We start from the raw sequence: 15,936 nt of genomic DNA on the forward strand, positions 1-15,936 counted from the left end.
ACGGTCATTTCCATACAACTGCTGGTAATGAACCTGGAGCGCAGACTCCGCCTTCTTTTTTATTATTTTTTCCAACGCTTTTTTGGGATTTCTGTAGAACTAAAATGGGCTGCTTGAAAATCGTTCAGCAGTCCCTATTTATTTTTCTACAATCAATAGAGCTCGAGGAATCGTATCTTATTTCGGTCGGAACCGGTGCAACGCTTAATGACGCCACAGCAAATGGAATGTAAAGAGCTGCAAATTTATTCGATATTACGGTTCCGGAAGTGATGAACCGGGCAACCATTAATGGGGCTATAGAAATCGGTCGAAATCCTGGGGGTGTTACCGTTACATTTCTTGCACCGAAGAAATATATATAGGAAAGGGCCTTCTTGACTTGGTTCAAGACCTGTACGTGTATAGAGAGAGGAGTCTAGCAAAAGAGCTACATTTGTTGCAGCTCGTTTTATGTTAGAGTAAAGAGACAACCTAATTCCTCTGGTTTTTGTGACCACATTTTTAAAATGGGCACCCACGAACACGCCCACGTATCACCCACGAAAAAATAAAATCATACAATTCATGTTGAAAAAGAGAATATAACAAAACCCTGTTAGTAAGCTGTTTTTGATTTAATTAAACAGCATAAAATAACAGGGAGTAGATTCCGCACAACCGTTCATCCGTGGGAGCGGGAGCAATACCTGACAACCTATTAACGTTTTATATCGATATTAAAAGCAAAAAAGGCTTCTGTCATCATTAAGATGACGGAAGTCTTTTTTGCGAAACGATAATCCGGGAATCATTTCAGTATACTGCAGTACTGGTGTGCGGTTGGCACTTATCTCAGAAATTAGTTGAACCATCACTCAATATGACGATATAGGCCGATTACTTTGCCTAAAATCGTCACATTCTGATAAATGAGCGGTTCCATTGTTGCGTTTTCCGGCTGCAGACGGATATGATCCTTTTCTTTGAAAAATCGCTTCACAGTGGCTTCATCTTCTTCGGTCATGGCTACAACAATATCACCATTTTGGGCTGTATTTTGCTGTTTAACGATGACCTTATCACCATCCAATATGCCAGCTTCGATCATGCTTTCGCCTTCAATGACAAGCACAAACAGGGTATCATCAGTTCCTGTGACCGAGCTTGGTAATGGAACAAATTCTTCGATATTTTCCACCGCGGTAATTGGAATGCCGGCTGTCACCTTACCAATAACAGGAGCATATCGTGGTTCTTCCCTCGGAATATGGCTTTCTTCTGACTGATCTAAAACTTCTATTGCTCTTGGCTTCGTGGGATCGCGTCTAATAAAACCCTTACTTTCCAGCCGTGCCAAATGGCCATGAACGGTCGAACTGGAGGCAAGTCCTACTGCCACTGCAATTTCCCGGACCGACGGCGGATATCCTTTTTCGTTCACTTGTTCTTTAATATAGTCGAGAATTGCTTCCTGCCGCTTTGAAAGTTTCGTCATTAATCAAACACCTCGCACATAATATTTATTGAAGTCAGTATAGCATGTTTATCCGAATTAAGCAAACATTCGTTCGAAAAACTGTTGACAAGATCGTTTGTTCGTATATAATAATAAGTAGATTCGAACAAAGGTTCTTTTTTATCATATGGAAAGGATGGTAAATATGTTTGAAAGAATCACGAAAACGGATATATTCTATTTAATAGCCTTTGCATCTGCACTTGTATTTCTATATATTTCAATGGTTACCAGCGGATAATATGAAGGGGACATTAAGTTGAGAGCCATTATCTATTGCCGGGTCAGCACTGACAAAAAAATTCAGGAAACGTCATTGCAAAGACAGAAAGAAGAACTGATGAAACTTGCCGGAAATTATCGTTTTACAGTTGTGGACTGTATTGAAGAACAGGCAAGTGGGTATGACATAAACCGGGACGGAATTTTCCGGATGTTGGATTACTTTTCCGAAAAAAGGGCGGACTGTTTACTTATTCAGGATGAAACAAGGATGGGACGGGGCAATACAAAAATTGCTTTATTTCATCAATTGCGTAAATTGGACGTAAGCATCTACACGAGCTTTCATAATGGGGAGCTGGAACTCTCAGAAGCAGACTCGATGGTGCTTCAGATAGTCGGTATTGTAGAAGAATATCAACGTCAGATTCATAATGCCAAAATTAAACGTGGCATGAAAAAGGCAGTTGATAATGGGTTTGATCCAAGCAAAAATCTGTCAAATCGTGATAAAGCTCCCGGAAAAGAACGAAAGTCATTTCCGGTTGAAGAAGTGGTCCGTCTGCGGCAAAAAAACATGACGTTCAGAGAAATTGCTGATACACTGAATGGATTGGGGTACTCAGTATCAAAAGCGACGGTACATCGCAGGTATCAGCAGTACCTCGACACTTGAATATAAAGCATTTGACGTGTAGTATGAGAGGGCAGGAACAGCCATATTGTTCTTGCCCTTATTGATTTCCGGGAGGTTTCAAGTATGATCTCGAAAGAAAAACTTAATCGCATAAATCAATTGGCAAAAAAGTCAAAAGAAGAAGGTTTAACCGTGAAGGAGCAAGCGGAACAAAAAAATCTCAGGCAGGAGTACTTGCAAAATGTCCGCAAGTCTTTCAAGAATCAATTAAAGTCAATGACCGTCAAGGATCCGGAAGGCAATGATGTCACCCCTCAAAAAGTGCGTGATCTGCAGGACAGAAACAAGAAGCATTAAAGTGTGTGTGCAAAAGGACGATAAAGTGACATTTTATTCAGCGGAACGATTTTCTCCGCTGAATGTTAGTTGAACCGAATCGGGCATTTAAGGTCAGTTAGCCGCCGTTTTTTGACGGGTTACCGGTCATTACATGCTGGATAAAAAGGACCGAGAAGTTCGAGGCGGCGCAGTTTAGAGGAGCGGGCTCCCACAGGATGTGGTGACTTCGACGTTCGACACAGGACATGTCGATGTTTAGTCGAAGGTCCTCTACCTCGACGCGTCATTTTTACAGGACTTTTTGAACAACCTCTTAAACAGGCTATGACTTGTTACCGCAACTTTTTCATTATAGAATTAAGAAGGACATGAATCAATGCTAATAAAGGAAAGGGGTATCGTTTTGTCAGAATCAATTGAACAACTATCCATTAACACCATCAGAACATTGGCAATTGATGCGATAGAAAACGCAAACTCCGGTCATCCCGGTCTTCCTATGGGGGCTGCACCAATGGCGTACACATTATGGACTGATTTTATGACCCATAATCCGGAAAATTCCAAATGGTTTAACCGGGATCGCTTCGTTTTGTCGGCCGGTCATGGCTCCATGCTTTTATATGGGCTATTGCATTTGTCAGGCTATGATGTAACCATTAACGACCTGAAGTCATTCCGTCAGTGGAATTCAAGAACACCGGGGCATCCGGAAGTGCACCATACTGACGGTGTTGAGGCAACAACTGGCCCGCTTGGACAAGGTATCGCCATGTCAGTCGGAATGGCGATGGCTGAGGCGCATCTTGCTGCAACATATAACAAAGACGATATTTCCATTATTGATCACTATACGTATGCACTTGTAAGCGATGGTGATCTAATGGAGGGAATCTCTCATGAATCAGCATCACTTGCCGGTCATCTGAAACTTGGCAAGCTGATTGCACTATACGACTCAAATGACATTTCACTTGATGGTGAATTGAATCGTGCATTCTCGGATAACACCGAGGAGCGTTTTAAAGCATATGGCTGGCAGGTCATCCGTGTTGAGGACGGCAATGATCTGAATGAAATCCGTGAGGCTATCAAGAAAGCTAAAGCAAATACCGATCAGCCTACATTGATTGAAGTAAAAACCGTTATCGGCTATGGTTCACCGAATAAATCGGCATCTGCGGCTTCACATGGTGCGCCACTTGGTGAAGAAGAAGTGAAATTGACAAAACAGCATTACAATTGGGAACATGACGATTTTTATGTGCCTGAAGAAGTTTATGCCGATTTCAGGGAAAAAATTGCTGAAAATGGCGCAAAAGCTGAGCAAGACTGGAACCGGTTATTTGAAACCTATAAAGAAAAATATCCAGAAGCTGGTAATGAATTGGCGTATGCCATACGAGGTGAGCTGCCGGAAAACTGGGAGAAAAATCTTCCTGTATATAACCCACAGGATGATGCGAAAGCAACACGTGCCACGTCAGGTGAAGTTCTGAATGCAGTTTCAAAAACTGTGCCATATGTGTTCGGGGGCAGTGCCGATCTGGCGGGGTCAAATAAAACGACGATTAAAGACGAAGAAGATTTTTCCCACAGCAACTATGCAGGCAAAAATATCTGGTTTGGTGTGCGCGAGTTCGCAATGGCGGCTGCAGCAAATGGTATGGCGTTGCATGGTGGCATCAAACCATATGCCGGAACATTTTTTGTATTCAGCGACTATCTGCGCCCGGCATTACGGCTGTCCGCCATCATGAACAACCCGGTGACTTATGTGTTCACCCATGATTCGATAGCCGTTGGGGAAGATGGACCGACACATGAACCAATAGAACAGCTGGCCTCACTAAGAGCTATGCCAGGTCTTTCACTCATCAGACCGGCAGATGGCAATGAAGTCCGCGAAGCATGGAGACTGGCTTTGGAGTCAACCGATAAGCCAACTGCTCTCGTGTTGACAAGACAGGGGCTTCCGATGCTGGAAGGTACGAAAGAGCATGCACATGAAGGCGTCCAAAAAGGTGCTTATGTTATCAGTGAAGGCGATAAAGAAACACCGGATGCGCTTTTACTGGCTACAGGCTCAGAAGTACAGCTTGCCGTCAAAGCAAAAGAAGCATTGCACGATAAAGGGATTGAAGTTAACGTTATCAGCATGCCATCCTGGGACAGATTTAACGAACAAGATGATGCCTATAAGAATAAAGTGCTTCCGCCAAATGTCAAGAAAAGACTCGCAATTGAAATGGCGTCTCCGTTTGGCTGGGAGAAATACACAGGGGATCAGGGCGATGTTCTGGGTATTGACCGATTCGGTGCATCTGCCAAAGGGAACAAAGTGGTTGAGGAATACGGCTTTAATGTCGAGAATATTGTTAAACGTGTGGAAGCTTTACTTAAATAAGTTGATGTAGGTGACTTTTCCCGGAAAGGGAGAGTCACTTTTCTTTTGTATCGACAAAATTAGTGCTTCTTTTCTGCGCAGTCTGACAAACTTTTAAAATAGAATCGGTATAATTAAAGGTAAAAGAGGAGTGATTATGTTGAATCATTATGCCATTTATTGGATAAAAGAAGAATTTGCACACTTCTTTTACTACCGAAGTGACATATTATGCCGGTTCATTAAAAGTTACTACCGTTACCAAAACAGAGAAGATCTGAAGAAGCAGTTCCAGTATATCACTGTGGACATGCCGCAAAATTTGCTTATAGCCCATATCATGAAGCATCAGCCAGCCCATATCAGCATTAAAAATGAGGATGGCTTTTTACACCTTCATGAAGGGACACGTCAGATTTCTTTACATATCGAGCAGAAACGTATAAACTTTCGGGGAGATATCATTCATGATGCGGAAGGACTGCTTTTCCCCGCTTTACGATCATACCAGCCCTACTTTTTCGTTGTAGGAACTCGCCCCAATGATTTTGGCTGGATTTCACCAGTTCTTCAGCTAAAGGAACATGACGAGATGGGACAAGTATTGTATTCTTATCTTTGATTTACTATACTGGATGAGAGACAACATGAAGGAGGAAAGCTTTAATGGACGTGATTTGGGTTGTGCTGATAGCAATATTGGCATTGATTGCAGGCGTTGCACTTGGATTTTTTATTGCCAGAAAATACATGATGAACTATTTGAAGAAAAACCCGCCAATCAATGAACAAATGCTGCGTACACTGATGATGCAAATGGGGCAGAAGCCATCACAGAAGAAAATCAATCAGATGATGCGGGCGATGAATAATCAGCAGCAAGGAAAATAATTGAATGCATTCATCATAGAACATTGAACTTTTCTAAAAAATACCCCTTGTTAATGCAGAATAGAAGGGGTATTTTATTGTTTTGGCAAATATTATAAAAATATGATACCCATCATATTTTAACTGTCGTATTATTGTCAAAAACACGTTCGGTTTCGTATGCGTTTTCTGGTAAAATGAAGTCAGGAATCGGTGTAGGAGGATTATCATGTCGGAAGAAATAAACATTTTTATAGCGTTTGGAGCAGGATTCCTGTCATTTATATCACCCTGTGTACTGCCGCTTTATCCGGCATTTCTTTCGTATATTACGGGGATGAGTGTCAATGAATTAAAAAATGAGAATAAAATGCTGACAAGAAAAAGCTTGCTGCATACGACTTTCTTCCTGGTTGGCTTTTCTTTGATATTTATTATGCTTGGATTCGGTTCATCCTTTATTTCCGAATTTCTTGATTCAAACCGGGATATAATCAGGCAGATTGGTGCCATTTTAATTGTATTTTTCGGCCTTGTCATCGTCGGCGTATTTAATTTTGAATTTCTTATGAAAGACCGGAAAATAACATTTAAAAATCGCCCGGCAGGTTATTTCGGATCTTTTATCATCGGTCTGGCCTTTTCTTTGGGCTGGACACCTTGTATGGGGCCAATTTTGGTGATTGTCATTTCATTGGCGGCAACCAATCCTGATATCGGTATGGTTATGATGCTCAGCTATATATTGGGATTTTCGATTCCGTTTTTCATATTATCCTTTTTTATTGGAAAACTGACGTGGATCAAACGCAACAGTACCATGATTGTCAAACTTGGCGGCTACATTATGATATTTATGGGGATTGCATTGTACTTTGACTGGATGACGGATTTGACAGCATTTTTAGCAAGTTTGTTCGGGTTTTCTGGTTTTTAGGCTATTTGTAGGAATTGGATTTTTACATTGTTTTATAATAAACTGAATGTAAGATGTGACAACTATGGAAAAGGGGCATCGGTTGAAATGTACAAACCTAATGATCTCATTTTTCGGACAACGACGGCGCTGATTGCATTTATCCTGCTGGGTTTTTCGATTTATTTGCTGCTTGCGGGTCATAATTCACCCGGTGGGGGCTTTATTGGCGGATTAATGACATCTGCTGCAATCGTTCTGATGTATATGGCGTACGGTGCGAATGTGCTGGACAAAATTTTGCCGATTAATTATCGTCTGCTGGTTCCTGTCGGATTGCTCATTGCAGCGGGAACAGGCGTGGGGTCGTTCTTGTTTCAGCAGCCATTTTTATCACATACATATGGTCATTTTCATTTTCCAATTTTCGGTGACCTGGAGCTTGCCACTGCGATGTTATTTGATTTTGGCGTATACTTTACAGTACTGGGTGTTACCGTTACCATCATTTTATCGATTGCAGAAGATCAAACATAATACTTAGGCGATAATGCTTAGGTGATAAGGTATGATGCAGTAGTATGTAACCGTCGGGGTAACCAAATTTGTGCTCAGGAATTTTTCGTCAAATCCTTTGATGAAGATCATTTTTGAAAAGGTTAACCGTGTTCTGCGTGATTTGAACCGATCAATTAGGTGGGGAAGCGTGATCGTTTATGTTTTGGCTGACAGCAAGTACCATCGTTGCAGCTTTTATGGCTGTTACCATGATATTCATACGGTTAAAGGCATCTAAGAAACCAGCGTCCGTTAAAAAGATTATGTTGCCGCCATTATTTATGAGTACAGGCGCATTTATGTTTATATTGCCAGTGTTTCGGGTCAGTATGCTCCAGGTGTTGGAAGCGATAGTGATTGGTATGATTTTTTCGGTATTTTTGATTAAAACATCCAAGTTTGAAATCAAAAATAGCGATATCTATTTAATTCCGTCAAAATCATTTATTTTTATTTTGTTTGGATTATTATTTATCAGGATTATCATTAAGCTGATGATTGGATCAACGATTTCCTTTGGAGAAACAAGTGGCATGTTTTTCCTGCTTGCTTTTGGCATGATTGTATCATGGCGGCTTGCAATGCTCTATAAGTTTAAAAAGCTGGAAAAGCAACTTAAATACTCAGAATTAACACAATAGAAACCGAATGTTAAAGTGGCAACTGATCCAACTTGATGCGGATAGCTGCCACTTTACTTTAGCTCGTCGCTTTTGTTAAAGACTATTCTTCTTTATCTTTTTTTCGTAACGGGACTTCCAGTTTTTGGCGTAGTTATAACGGGAAAGCTCAAATAGGTGTTCGTAAGGCGTTACATCGATTTCTTTCTCTTTAAGTTTTTTCCTTAAAAATTTATGATCCCGTTTCGGAGTCGCCAGGATATAGCCTTCAATTAATATTTCTTGTGTTATGATTCCGGCCTCTTTTTTTAAAGCAACTTCGCCAATTTTCCCGACTATTGACTGTCTTGCCACATCCCTGAATAATTCGGGTACAGGCGCAACAAGTTCTTCAAGCAATAATCTTTCGTTTTCCCGCCACATATGTTTCGTTTTGTCTACATAGTATTGTTCCCAGTCCATTGTTGATTTCCCATCTTCTTTTGGCAGCTGCTTAAGAAACTTGCGGAACATGAAAAATCCGCCAATCCCCATGAGACCTATCAGCAAAAAACCCCATAAAACGATAAACATATCGTCAATTATTGACATATTATCACCTGTTTTTTGTGCTTTATAATAAGACAATAGAAATTTTTTCCTTTAAATTTCATATTCAATAAGCTATTATTATAGTATCAAATGCGCTTCCTCACGGTTTGCAAGAATTATTTGTTAATATTTTTTACATTGTCGATGAATTGTACTATAATTTAATACAATTACCATCTCTTTAAAGGTACCATATCACAAATATCGTAGCATATTTTTGTTATTTTTGTCATATGAATGACTGATTGGAGAAATATGAACAGGAGGGAAGAGGATGACAAACAATTACAGCAAAAAATCAGCAGAAATCAACGAAAATGAACAACATTCGACATCGACAAATCCCCCCAAACTTCAGGAATTTTACAGTATAACTTCATTACCCTCCTCAATCCTCAGTTGGATAGACCGCCATATGAGCGGCTTCATTACTTTATGGGACGTAGATGGTACACTCATTTATGTTTCGAAGGCAGTGGAACAACTACTTGGCTATACCGCTTCAGATCTTATCGGAACAAAGTGGTATAAACTGATTCCCTCAGAAGATGTTACATATATAAAACAGCATCTGGATACAACGCAACAAACAAAGCAAGTTTTTAATATTAACGTTCAGAATGTATACAGCAAGAATGTATGGACAGAAAACATGGTGAGCGCCATCCAGGATGAAAGGGGCAATTATTATTATATCGCCGCTACAAAGGATATCACCGATAAAAAAGAAGCTGAAGAAATGATGATCCGATCCGAAAAAATGTCAGTTGCCGGTCAGCTTGCTGCGGGAATAGCCCATGAAATCCGCAACCCGCTTACGTCGCTGAAGGGATTTTTGCAACTGCTGCAGGCCGGCGTCAACAGGAAAGAAGCCTATCATAAGATCATGGTTGATGAGATTGAAAAAATGGAAGCTATTACATCAGAATTGTTATTTATTTCAAAACCGATGACAGCTCATAAGGAATTGGAAAGTTTATCTGAAATGATTGAAGATGTTGTCACACTTTTAAGGCCACAAGCCAAATTAAAGAATATTGAAATTAAGCTGGATCAGAAAATCAGTCAGGACGTCAGTTGTGACCGCTCCCAAATCAAACAAGTTTTTATCAACATTGTGAAAAATGCCATTGAAGCAATGGATGATTCCGGCTCAATAAAGATTAAAACCCATTTACGTGAGAAGGAAATTTTAATTGATGTTATTGATGAAGGTCCCGGAATACCTGAGGAAGTTATACATAAACTTGGGGAACCATTTTTTACGACGAAGCAAAATGGAACCGGTCTCGGGCTAATGATAACACAGCAAATACTCGAGCGTCATGAAGGAAAACTTGAAATAGTGCAAAATGGAGATATCGGAACTACGTTCAGAGTTATTTTGCCAAAGCCATGATGATAAAGTGAAACTTCATTCAGCGGGGCGCTTTTCCCCCGCTGAATGTTAGTTGAACCGAATCGGGCATTCAGGGTCAGTTATCCGCCGTTTTTGGCGGGTTACTGTCTGTTATATGTGGGATAAATATTCGTTCGCTTGTTATCAGAAATATATAAGTATTTCTTATCAGATATAATAAATTATTAATATATAGCAGCAGTCATGAAACAATTGTTTTATCGAATCATTTCATATAAGATAGATTCGTAGATGATTTTTGGGCAGCAATAGAAGTTTAAATGCTGCACAAATGATACTTAGGCTCTCGCCCGGAAGTGGCAACAATCCGGGTCTATCAGTCAAAATCAGTATGCTGTTTGAAAGAAAAATGAAAGGGAGGAGTACAGATTGGGTATTGATGCTAAAAAGCAATTTGATTTGAATGGCAAGACATACAACTTTTACCAGCTGAAAGCGCTTGAAGATGCCAATCTGGGGAAAATTTCCCGTCTGCCTTATTCAATCCGCGTTCTCCTGGAATCACTCATTCGTCAAAAAGACGGTCATGTGATCAAGGATGAACATATTGAAAGTCTGGCTAAATGGGGCACAAATAACGCGGGAGGTGCCGATGTACCTTTCAAACCATCCCGGGTTATCTTGCAGGATTTCACTGGTGTGCCGGCTGTCGTTGACCTCGCATCATTAAGAAAAGCAATGGTTGATATGGGCGGCGAGCCTGATAAAATCAACCCGGAAGTACCGGTCGATCTTGTTATTGACCACTCTGTACAAGTGGATCAATATGGCACACCTAATGCACTAAAAGCGAATATGGAACTGGAATTTGAACGTAATATGGAACGTTATGAATTTTTGCATTGGGCACAAAAAGCGTTTGAAAATTACCGTGCAGTTCCGCCTGCAACGGGTATTGTCCACCAGGTGAACCTTGAGTATATCGCAAATGTTGTTCATGGATTTGAAAACGAAGATGGCACTTATGATGCGTTCCCTGACACACTTGTTGGCACTGACTCGCATACGACGATGATTAACGGTTTAGGTGTACTTGGCTGGGGTGTTGGTGGTATTGAGGCTGAAGCTGGTATGCTCGGCCAGCCGTCCTACTTCCCTGCACCGGAAGTTATTGGCGTTAAATTCACCGGCAGCTTCCCGCAAGGAACGACAGCGACCGACCTGGCGTTAAAAGTGACACAGGTCCTTCGTGAGAAAAATGTTGTCGGAAAATTTGTCGAGTATTTTGGCCCGGGATTAAAAGACATGCCGCTTGCCGACCGTGCAACAATTTCCAACATGGCGCCTGAATACGGGGCAACATGTGGCTTCTTTCCTGTGGATGATGAGTCATTGAACTATCTCCGGTTAACGGGACGCAGCGAAGAACAGATTGCACTGGTTGAAAAGTATTGTAAAGAAAATAATCTCTGGTATTCATCTGATCAGGAAGACCCTGAATATACCGAGCTTGTCGAAATCAACTTGTCAGAGCTTGAACCAAATCTTTCCGGACCTAAGCGCCCGCAGGATTTAATTGCGTTATCAGATATGAAAAAAGAATTCAATAAAGCTGTCACAGCACCAGCCGGTAATCAGGGGCTAGGCTTGGATGAGTCAGAATTTGAGAAAGAAGCAGTCGTAAACCACCCTAATGGTGAAACATCTGTCATGAAAACAGGTGCACTTGCGATTGCTGCGATTACATCGTGTACCAACACGTCCAACCCATATGTCATGCTTGGTGCCGGACTGCTTGCGAAAAAAGCTGTTGAAAAGGGCTTGAAGGTTCCTGAATATGTTAAAACATCATTGGCACCAGGGTCTAAAGTCGTTACACGTTATCTGGATGATTCAGGCCTGCAGGAATATTTGAACCGACTTGGCTTTAATCTGGTAGGCTACGGCTGTACAACGTGTATTGGAAACTCCGGTCCGCTGCGCCCGGAAATTGAAAAGGCAATCGAAGAAAGTGATTTAACGGTTTCATCTGTACTGTCTGGTAACCGTAACTTTGAAGGACGTATCCATCCGCTCGTTAAAGCTAACTATTTAGCATCACCTCCACTGGTCGTTGCATATGCACTGGCAGGAACAGTTGATGTGAATTTGACTGAGGATGCTATTGGAACGGATGCAGACGGTGAACCGGTTTATTTGAAAGATATCTGGCCATCAATGGACGAAATTAAAAATGCTGTCCAAAGCGTTGTGAAACCGGAAATTTTCCGTAAAGAGTACGAAAGTGTATTCAATTCCAATGAAAAATGGAATGAAATCCAAACGACTGATGAACCATTATTCGAATGGGACAGTCAATCAACATATATCCAAAATCCACCATTTTTCGAAGGGCTTTCAAGAGAAGCCGGGACTGTGAAGCCATTAAATAACCTCCGTACAATCGGTAAGTTCGGCGACTCGGTTACAACTGACCATATTTCACCTGCAGGGGCAATCGCAAAAGATATGCCGGCAGGACAGTATCTGCAAGAAAATGGTGTATCACCGAGAAACTTTAACTCATACGGTTCCCGCCGTGGAAACCATGAAGTTATGATGCGCGGTACATTTGCCAATATCCGTATCCGCAATCTTCTGGCACAGGGCAAAGAAGGTGGCTATACGACGTACTGGCCAACCGGTGAAGTTATGCCATTTTACGACGCTGCCATGAAATATCAGGAAGATGGTACAGGGTTAATGGTAATCGCCGGAAAAGATTATGGAATGGGCTCTTCCCGTGACTGGGCGGCAAAAGGTACAAACCTGCTGGGTATTAAGACAGTTATTGCCGAAAGTTTTGAGCGCATCCATCGTTCGAACCTGGTTATGATGGGTGTCCTCCCACTGCAGTTTAAAAAAGGTGAAACTGCCGATAAGCTTGGATTGACTGGTAAAGAAACATTCAATGTGGAAATTGACGAAAATGTAAAACCACATGATCGTGTTAAAGTAACAGCTGTTGATGAAGTTGGCAATACAACTGAATTTTACGCAGTTGCTCGCTTTGACAGTGATGTTGAGGTTGACTACTACCGTCATGGCGGTATTCTGCAAATGGTGCTGCGGAATAAACTTGAGTCAGCTAACAGTGTTACTCAGTAAGTTGTTAATAAAGGCCAATACATCGAAACGTTTCGATGTATTGGTTTTTAAATTGCTAGAAAACCCTGGTATTTGTGAACAACTTCTGACAATCCGTTCTTTAACTTTACATATGCCTGAATTACCAATACGATAAAATTAAAACGTCGCAAAGTAAGGTGAATACAAATGGTTAAACGCATACTGGGGATCGGATTGCTTGTCGTTATGATTGTTTTGACAGTTATTAGCTTTATGGATACCGAAGATGAAACGACTAATACAAATAAAAATATGAAAAATCAGAAAGGTGCTGCAATTGTACCCCCAGGCGAAACGGGGATTGAAACGGGCAATGTTGCACCCGACTTTGAGGTGGAAACACTCTCAGGCGACACGTTCCGCTTATCTGATTTGCGCGGGGAAAAGGTTATATTGAATTTCTGGGCATCATGGTGCCTACCATGCAAAGAAGAGATGCCTGAAATGCAAAAGTTTTATGAAGCGTATGGCGATCAGGTGAATGTTGTCGCAGTTAATCTGACGGGCAATGATTCAGGTATCGACAATGTCCGGGAGTATGTTGATAAACACGGCTATACGTATCCTGTCCCCTTGGATAAGAACTCGGAAATTCAGGACCAATATTCGGTTTATAACGTTCCGACGACTTATTTTATCGGAACGGATGGAAAAGTTCAGCAGCCGCCAAAACTTGGACCAATGAGCTATGATTATATGGTGGAAATGATGAACAAGTTATCGTAAATCACTCCAGTTTGTTAAATATGTGATAATTTTTCAAAGAAATGGTAATACTATTCCTAAAACAACTTTTTAAAAAAAGGAGTGGGTTATCATTTCACTAAAGAAGCGACTTTCATTTGATGAACTTGTCCAGGAAAATCGTAAACAAATATTGCAGGATGAGTCGTTTTTAGAAAGATTTGAACAGAATATGGAAAACAAAATGCATCGTTCTTCTGATAAAGAACGTGCAGAGTAAAACTCCCTGTCCGTTTGAAAATCGGACAGTTTTTGTTAGAAATCTCAGGGCATGCTTGCAAATTTTAATCAGCTGGTTCATCTGTAAAAAAGCGGGTTCGTGGTTTTCGTTTGGCAAAGTAGCATTTTTTGTTAAAAGAAGGTTTGAATATTATCCGATTTTCAGTAAAAAATTTAATTAGATACACCTTTCATGGTGACATCAATTTCGCAAAGGAGACTGAAAATGGCTGACAAATACGAACCTAAACCAGATGATCGCAGTGATAATGTCGAGAAACTTCAGGAGATGGTTCAGGATACCATTCAAAACATTGAAGAGGCACATGAAACGATGAAGCATTCATCTGGGGAGGATAAGGAAAAGATCAAGGCAAAAAATAAACGCCGTGAAGAAGCGATTGAAGGCATGCGCCAAGAAATTAAAGATGAAGCGAGACAATAGGATCCAGCCTCAAACCATTTGCACAATGGTTTGAGGTTTTCATTGCAACGTCGGAAAGTTTAAAATGATGGTTGATCTTTATAAAAACTAAGGCTTTCACTATAATCAATTGGTGAAGGGTGTGGGGCTAATCTCTAAACAGACAGTGTGCAAATCCTCCAATTTAATAAAAGATATATGATAAAATAGCTTATATACAAACATATAGTAGGGGGAAGCTGGATTGCATAAAACAAACACACCGATCGACGTAAGATATCAGGAAACAGACCAGATGGGCGTTGTTTATCATGCAAATTATCTCGTCTGGTTTGAAATCGGCAGGACGAAATACATCGAAAGCCTTGGTTTTACATATACCGATATGGAAAAGAACAACATTGTCTCCCCGGTAACCGATGCCCAGGTGAGTTTTAAAAAACCAGTCCGATATGGTGAAAAAGCAGTGGTTGAAACATGGATTGAAAAGTATGATGGTATCCGGACAGTTTATGGCTATCATATCCTTAAGGAAGATGGTGACATAGCTGTGAGCGGCACAACGACACATGTCATCGTTCATAAGGAAACATTTCGTCCATTACCATTACGTAAAGCGTATCCGGAATGGCACCAGGCGTATTTACGGCATGTGAACGGAGAATCGTAATGGCTTTTGGAATTGACAGGCATGAATTAAAACGGTGGAAAACAGAAGTTGAACGCGGCCGTATCAGTTTTTTAACCCATTATTGGCTAGATGACCGTTTTCCGGGCTGTCACACGGTAACCAAAGTCGGATGCAATGATTTGGAAAAATTGGCTGCTTGGGGAAGAAGTCATGGTTTGAAGCCGGCGTGGATTGATTTAAACAGGGATTATCCGCATTTTGACCTGTTCGGAGAGAAACAGGCTAATATATTAAGAAAAGAAAAGCAGTGGGATCAAATAAACAGGTTCAAATTATAAAGTGAGTTTGCTTAATCCTAATTTCAGGAAATATAAAAAAGGCGCTGTAAACGCCTCTTTTCTAACTGTAGATAAACGCCGGTTCGTTATGTTGTTTATCCAGCTGGACCGTCAAATCTTTACCATCGAAATACCAGGCATCTTTACTTTCAATAAAAAAAGTAATCCCTTCAACACTGCTTGAAACATATATATCATCAGGAACATCATGACTGACTGCTAACGAGAATCCGGGTATTTGTCCACCAAATCCATATCTGACGAAAAACCGCAAATAGGATTGATCGTCCATATCAAATTCTTCTCGATACCAATTGGCTGCCTCTTGTGTTATGCGTAAATTCAAATTAATCACTCCCTGGGTACGGGTTAACCCGCATGTAAAGGGGGAGTTAAACCCCCTCTCAAAAAACGG

The 15,936-nt window shown here is 40.9% G+C and carries 18 protein-coding genes and 1 pseudogene; 16 read left to right on the forward strand and 3 right to left on the reverse strand.

Annotated elements, in window-relative coordinates; genetic code table 11:
- Positions 1–158: 158 nt before the first annotated feature.
- A pseudogene (locus VK080_RS13100) lies at positions 159–460 on the forward strand (hypothetical protein); the annotation flags it as partial.
- A 393-nt stretch (positions 461–853) separates the two neighbouring features.
- Here the strand turns inward: VK080_RS13100 and lexA are convergent.
- Entirely contained in the window at positions 854–1,477 is a 624-nt protein-coding gene (gene lexA, locus VK080_RS13105) for a transcriptional repressor LexA (RefSeq protein ID WP_324225217.1), read from the reverse strand.
- A gap of 280 nt (positions 1,478–1,757) precedes the next feature.
- On the opposite strand from lexA, the gene VK080_RS13110 reads away from it, so the two are divergent.
- The 8 genes from VK080_RS13110 (at position 1,758) to VK080_RS13145 (ending at position 8,067) form a co-directional block, all read left to right on the forward strand.
- Positions 1,758–2,396: a YneB family resolvase-like protein gene (locus VK080_RS13110; protein WP_324225218.1), complete on the forward strand. Its 639-nt coding sequence runs from the start codon at positions 1,758–1,760 to the stop codon at positions 2,394–2,396.
- A gap of 84 nt (positions 2,397–2,480) precedes the next feature.
- Complete coding sequence (locus VK080_RS13115) at positions 2,481–2,714, forward strand: DUF896 domain-containing protein (protein ID WP_324225219.1); 234 nt, start codon at positions 2,481–2,483, stop codon at positions 2,712–2,714.
- Between the two features lie 385 nt (positions 2,715–3,099).
- Positions 3,100–5,103 (forward strand): transketolase, encoded by a 2,004-nt coding sequence (tkt, locus tag VK080_RS13120; RefSeq protein WP_324225220.1) that lies wholly within the window; start codon positions 3,100–3,102, stop codon positions 5,101–5,103.
- Positions 5,104–5,239: 136 nt separating this feature from the next.
- Positions 5,240–5,704: a sporulation inhibitor of replication protein SirA gene (gene sirA, locus VK080_RS13125; RefSeq protein ID WP_324225221.1), complete on the forward strand. Its 465-nt coding sequence runs from the start codon at positions 5,240–5,242 to the stop codon at positions 5,702–5,704.
- A 44-nt stretch (positions 5,705–5,748) separates the two neighbouring features.
- Positions 5,749–5,973: a YneF family protein gene (locus tag VK080_RS13130; RefSeq protein ID WP_188631412.1), complete on the forward strand. Its 225-nt coding sequence runs from the start codon at positions 5,749–5,751 to the stop codon at positions 5,971–5,973.
- Between the two features lie 208 nt (positions 5,974–6,181).
- Complete coding sequence (locus tag VK080_RS13135) at positions 6,182–6,889, forward strand: cytochrome c biogenesis CcdA family protein (RefSeq protein WP_324225222.1); 708 nt, start codon at positions 6,182–6,184, stop codon at positions 6,887–6,889.
- A gap of 87 nt (positions 6,890–6,976) precedes the next feature.
- A complete protein-coding gene (locus VK080_RS13140) occupies positions 6,977–7,405 on the forward strand; it encodes a Na(+)/H(+) antiporter subunit B (protein WP_324225223.1) in 429 nt (142 codons plus the stop codon).
- Between the two features lie 179 nt (positions 7,406–7,584).
- The gene (locus VK080_RS13145; RefSeq protein ID WP_324225224.1) at positions 7,585–8,067 is read left to right on the forward strand and encodes a cytochrome c biogenesis protein CcdC; all 483 of its coding nucleotides are present in this window, start codon (positions 7,585–7,587) and stop codon (positions 8,065–8,067) included.
- Positions 8,068–8,142: 75 nt separating this feature from the next.
- Here VK080_RS13145 and VK080_RS13150 read toward each other — a convergent pair whose 3' ends face one another.
- Positions 8,143–8,637, reverse strand: coding sequence for a DUF2621 family protein (locus tag VK080_RS13150; protein WP_324225225.1), 495 nt, complete (start codon positions 8,635–8,637; stop codon positions 8,143–8,145).
- 274 nt (positions 8,638–8,911) lie between these two features.
- On the opposite strand from VK080_RS13150, the gene VK080_RS13155 reads away from it, so the two are divergent.
- The 7 genes from VK080_RS13155 (at position 8,912) to VK080_RS13185 (ending at position 15,521) form a co-directional block, all read left to right on the forward strand.
- Positions 8,912–10,036: an ATP-binding protein gene (locus VK080_RS13155; RefSeq protein ID WP_324225226.1), complete on the forward strand. Its 1,125-nt coding sequence runs from the start codon at positions 8,912–8,914 to the stop codon at positions 10,034–10,036.
- Between the two features lie 390 nt (positions 10,037–10,426).
- Positions 10,427–13,144, forward strand: coding sequence for an aconitate hydratase AcnA (gene acnA / locus VK080_RS13160; protein WP_324225227.1), 2,718 nt, complete (start codon positions 10,427–10,429; stop codon positions 13,142–13,144).
- Between the two features lie 168 nt (positions 13,145–13,312).
- Positions 13,313–13,891, forward strand: coding sequence for a TlpA disulfide reductase family protein (locus tag VK080_RS13165; protein ID WP_324225228.1), 579 nt, complete (start codon positions 13,313–13,315; stop codon positions 13,889–13,891).
- Positions 13,892–13,982: 91 nt separating this feature from the next.
- Positions 13,983–14,129: an FbpB family small basic protein gene (locus tag VK080_RS13170; protein ID WP_324225233.1), complete on the forward strand. Its 147-nt coding sequence runs from the start codon at positions 13,983–13,985 to the stop codon at positions 14,127–14,129.
- Between the two features lie 225 nt (positions 14,130–14,354).
- Positions 14,355–14,573 (forward strand): small acid-soluble spore protein Tlp, encoded by a 219-nt coding sequence (tlp, locus tag VK080_RS13175; RefSeq protein WP_324225229.1) that lies wholly within the window; start codon positions 14,355–14,357, stop codon positions 14,571–14,573.
- A gap of 223 nt (positions 14,574–14,796) precedes the next feature.
- The gene (locus tag VK080_RS13180; RefSeq protein WP_324225230.1) at positions 14,797–15,222 is read left to right on the forward strand and encodes a thioesterase family protein; all 426 of its coding nucleotides are present in this window, start codon (positions 14,797–14,799) and stop codon (positions 15,220–15,222) included.
- Positions 15,222–15,521: a hypothetical protein gene (locus tag VK080_RS13185; RefSeq protein WP_324225231.1), complete on the forward strand. Its 300-nt coding sequence runs from the start codon at positions 15,222–15,224 to the stop codon at positions 15,519–15,521. The genes VK080_RS13180 and VK080_RS13185 overlap by 1 nt, the downstream gene beginning before the upstream one ends.
- A 61-nt stretch (positions 15,522–15,582) precedes the next feature.
- On the opposite strand, the gene VK080_RS13190 is transcribed toward VK080_RS13185, so the two are convergent.
- Entirely contained in the window at positions 15,583–15,867 is a 285-nt protein-coding gene (locus VK080_RS13190) for a hypothetical protein (RefSeq protein ID WP_324225232.1), read from the reverse strand.
- Positions 15,868–15,936 lie beyond the last annotated feature (69 nt).

The organism is Lentibacillus sp., from assembly GCF_035301925.1.
Lineage (GTDB): Bacteria > Bacillota > Bacilli > Bacillales > Amphibacillaceae > Lentibacillus.

What these genes read in the sequence shown, in the direction of transcription:
- lexA (WP_324225217.1), bottom strand. Translation starts at nt 1,477, where the DNA reads ATGACGAAACTTTCAAAGCGGCAGGAAGCAATTCTCGACTATATTAAA.
- VK080_RS13115 (WP_324225219.1), top strand. Translation starts at nt 2,481, where the DNA reads ATGATCTCGAAAGAAAAACTTAATCGCATAAATCAATTGGCAAAAAAG.
- sirA (WP_324225221.1), top strand. Translation starts at nt 5,240, where the DNA reads ATGTTGAATCATTATGCCATTTATTGGATAAAAGAAGAATTTGCACAC.
- VK080_RS13130 (WP_188631412.1), top strand. Translation starts at nt 5,749, where the DNA reads ATGGACGTGATTTGGGTTGTGCTGATAGCAATATTGGCATTGATTGCA.
- VK080_RS13135 (WP_324225222.1), top strand. Translation starts at nt 6,182, where the DNA reads ATGTCGGAAGAAATAAACATTTTTATAGCGTTTGGAGCAGGATTCCTG.
- VK080_RS13140 (WP_324225223.1), top strand. Translation starts at nt 6,977, where the DNA reads ATGTACAAACCTAATGATCTCATTTTTCGGACAACGACGGCGCTGATT.
- VK080_RS13145 (WP_324225224.1), top strand. Translation starts at nt 7,585, where the DNA reads ATGTTTTGGCTGACAGCAAGTACCATCGTTGCAGCTTTTATGGCTGTT.
- VK080_RS13150 (WP_324225225.1), bottom strand. Translation starts at nt 8,637, where the DNA reads ATGTCAATAATTGACGATATGTTTATCGTTTTATGGGGTTTTTTGCTG.
- VK080_RS13155 (WP_324225226.1), top strand. Translation starts at nt 8,912, where the DNA reads ATGACAAACAATTACAGCAAAAAATCAGCAGAAATCAACGAAAATGAA.
- VK080_RS13165 (WP_324225228.1), top strand. Translation starts at nt 13,313, where the DNA reads ATGGTTAAACGCATACTGGGGATCGGATTGCTTGTCGTTATGATTGTT.
- tlp (WP_324225229.1), top strand. Translation starts at nt 14,355, where the DNA reads ATGGCTGACAAATACGAACCTAAACCAGATGATCGCAGTGATAATGTC.
- VK080_RS13185 (WP_324225231.1), top strand. Translation starts at nt 15,222, where the DNA reads ATGGCTTTTGGAATTGACAGGCATGAATTAAAACGGTGGAAAACAGAA.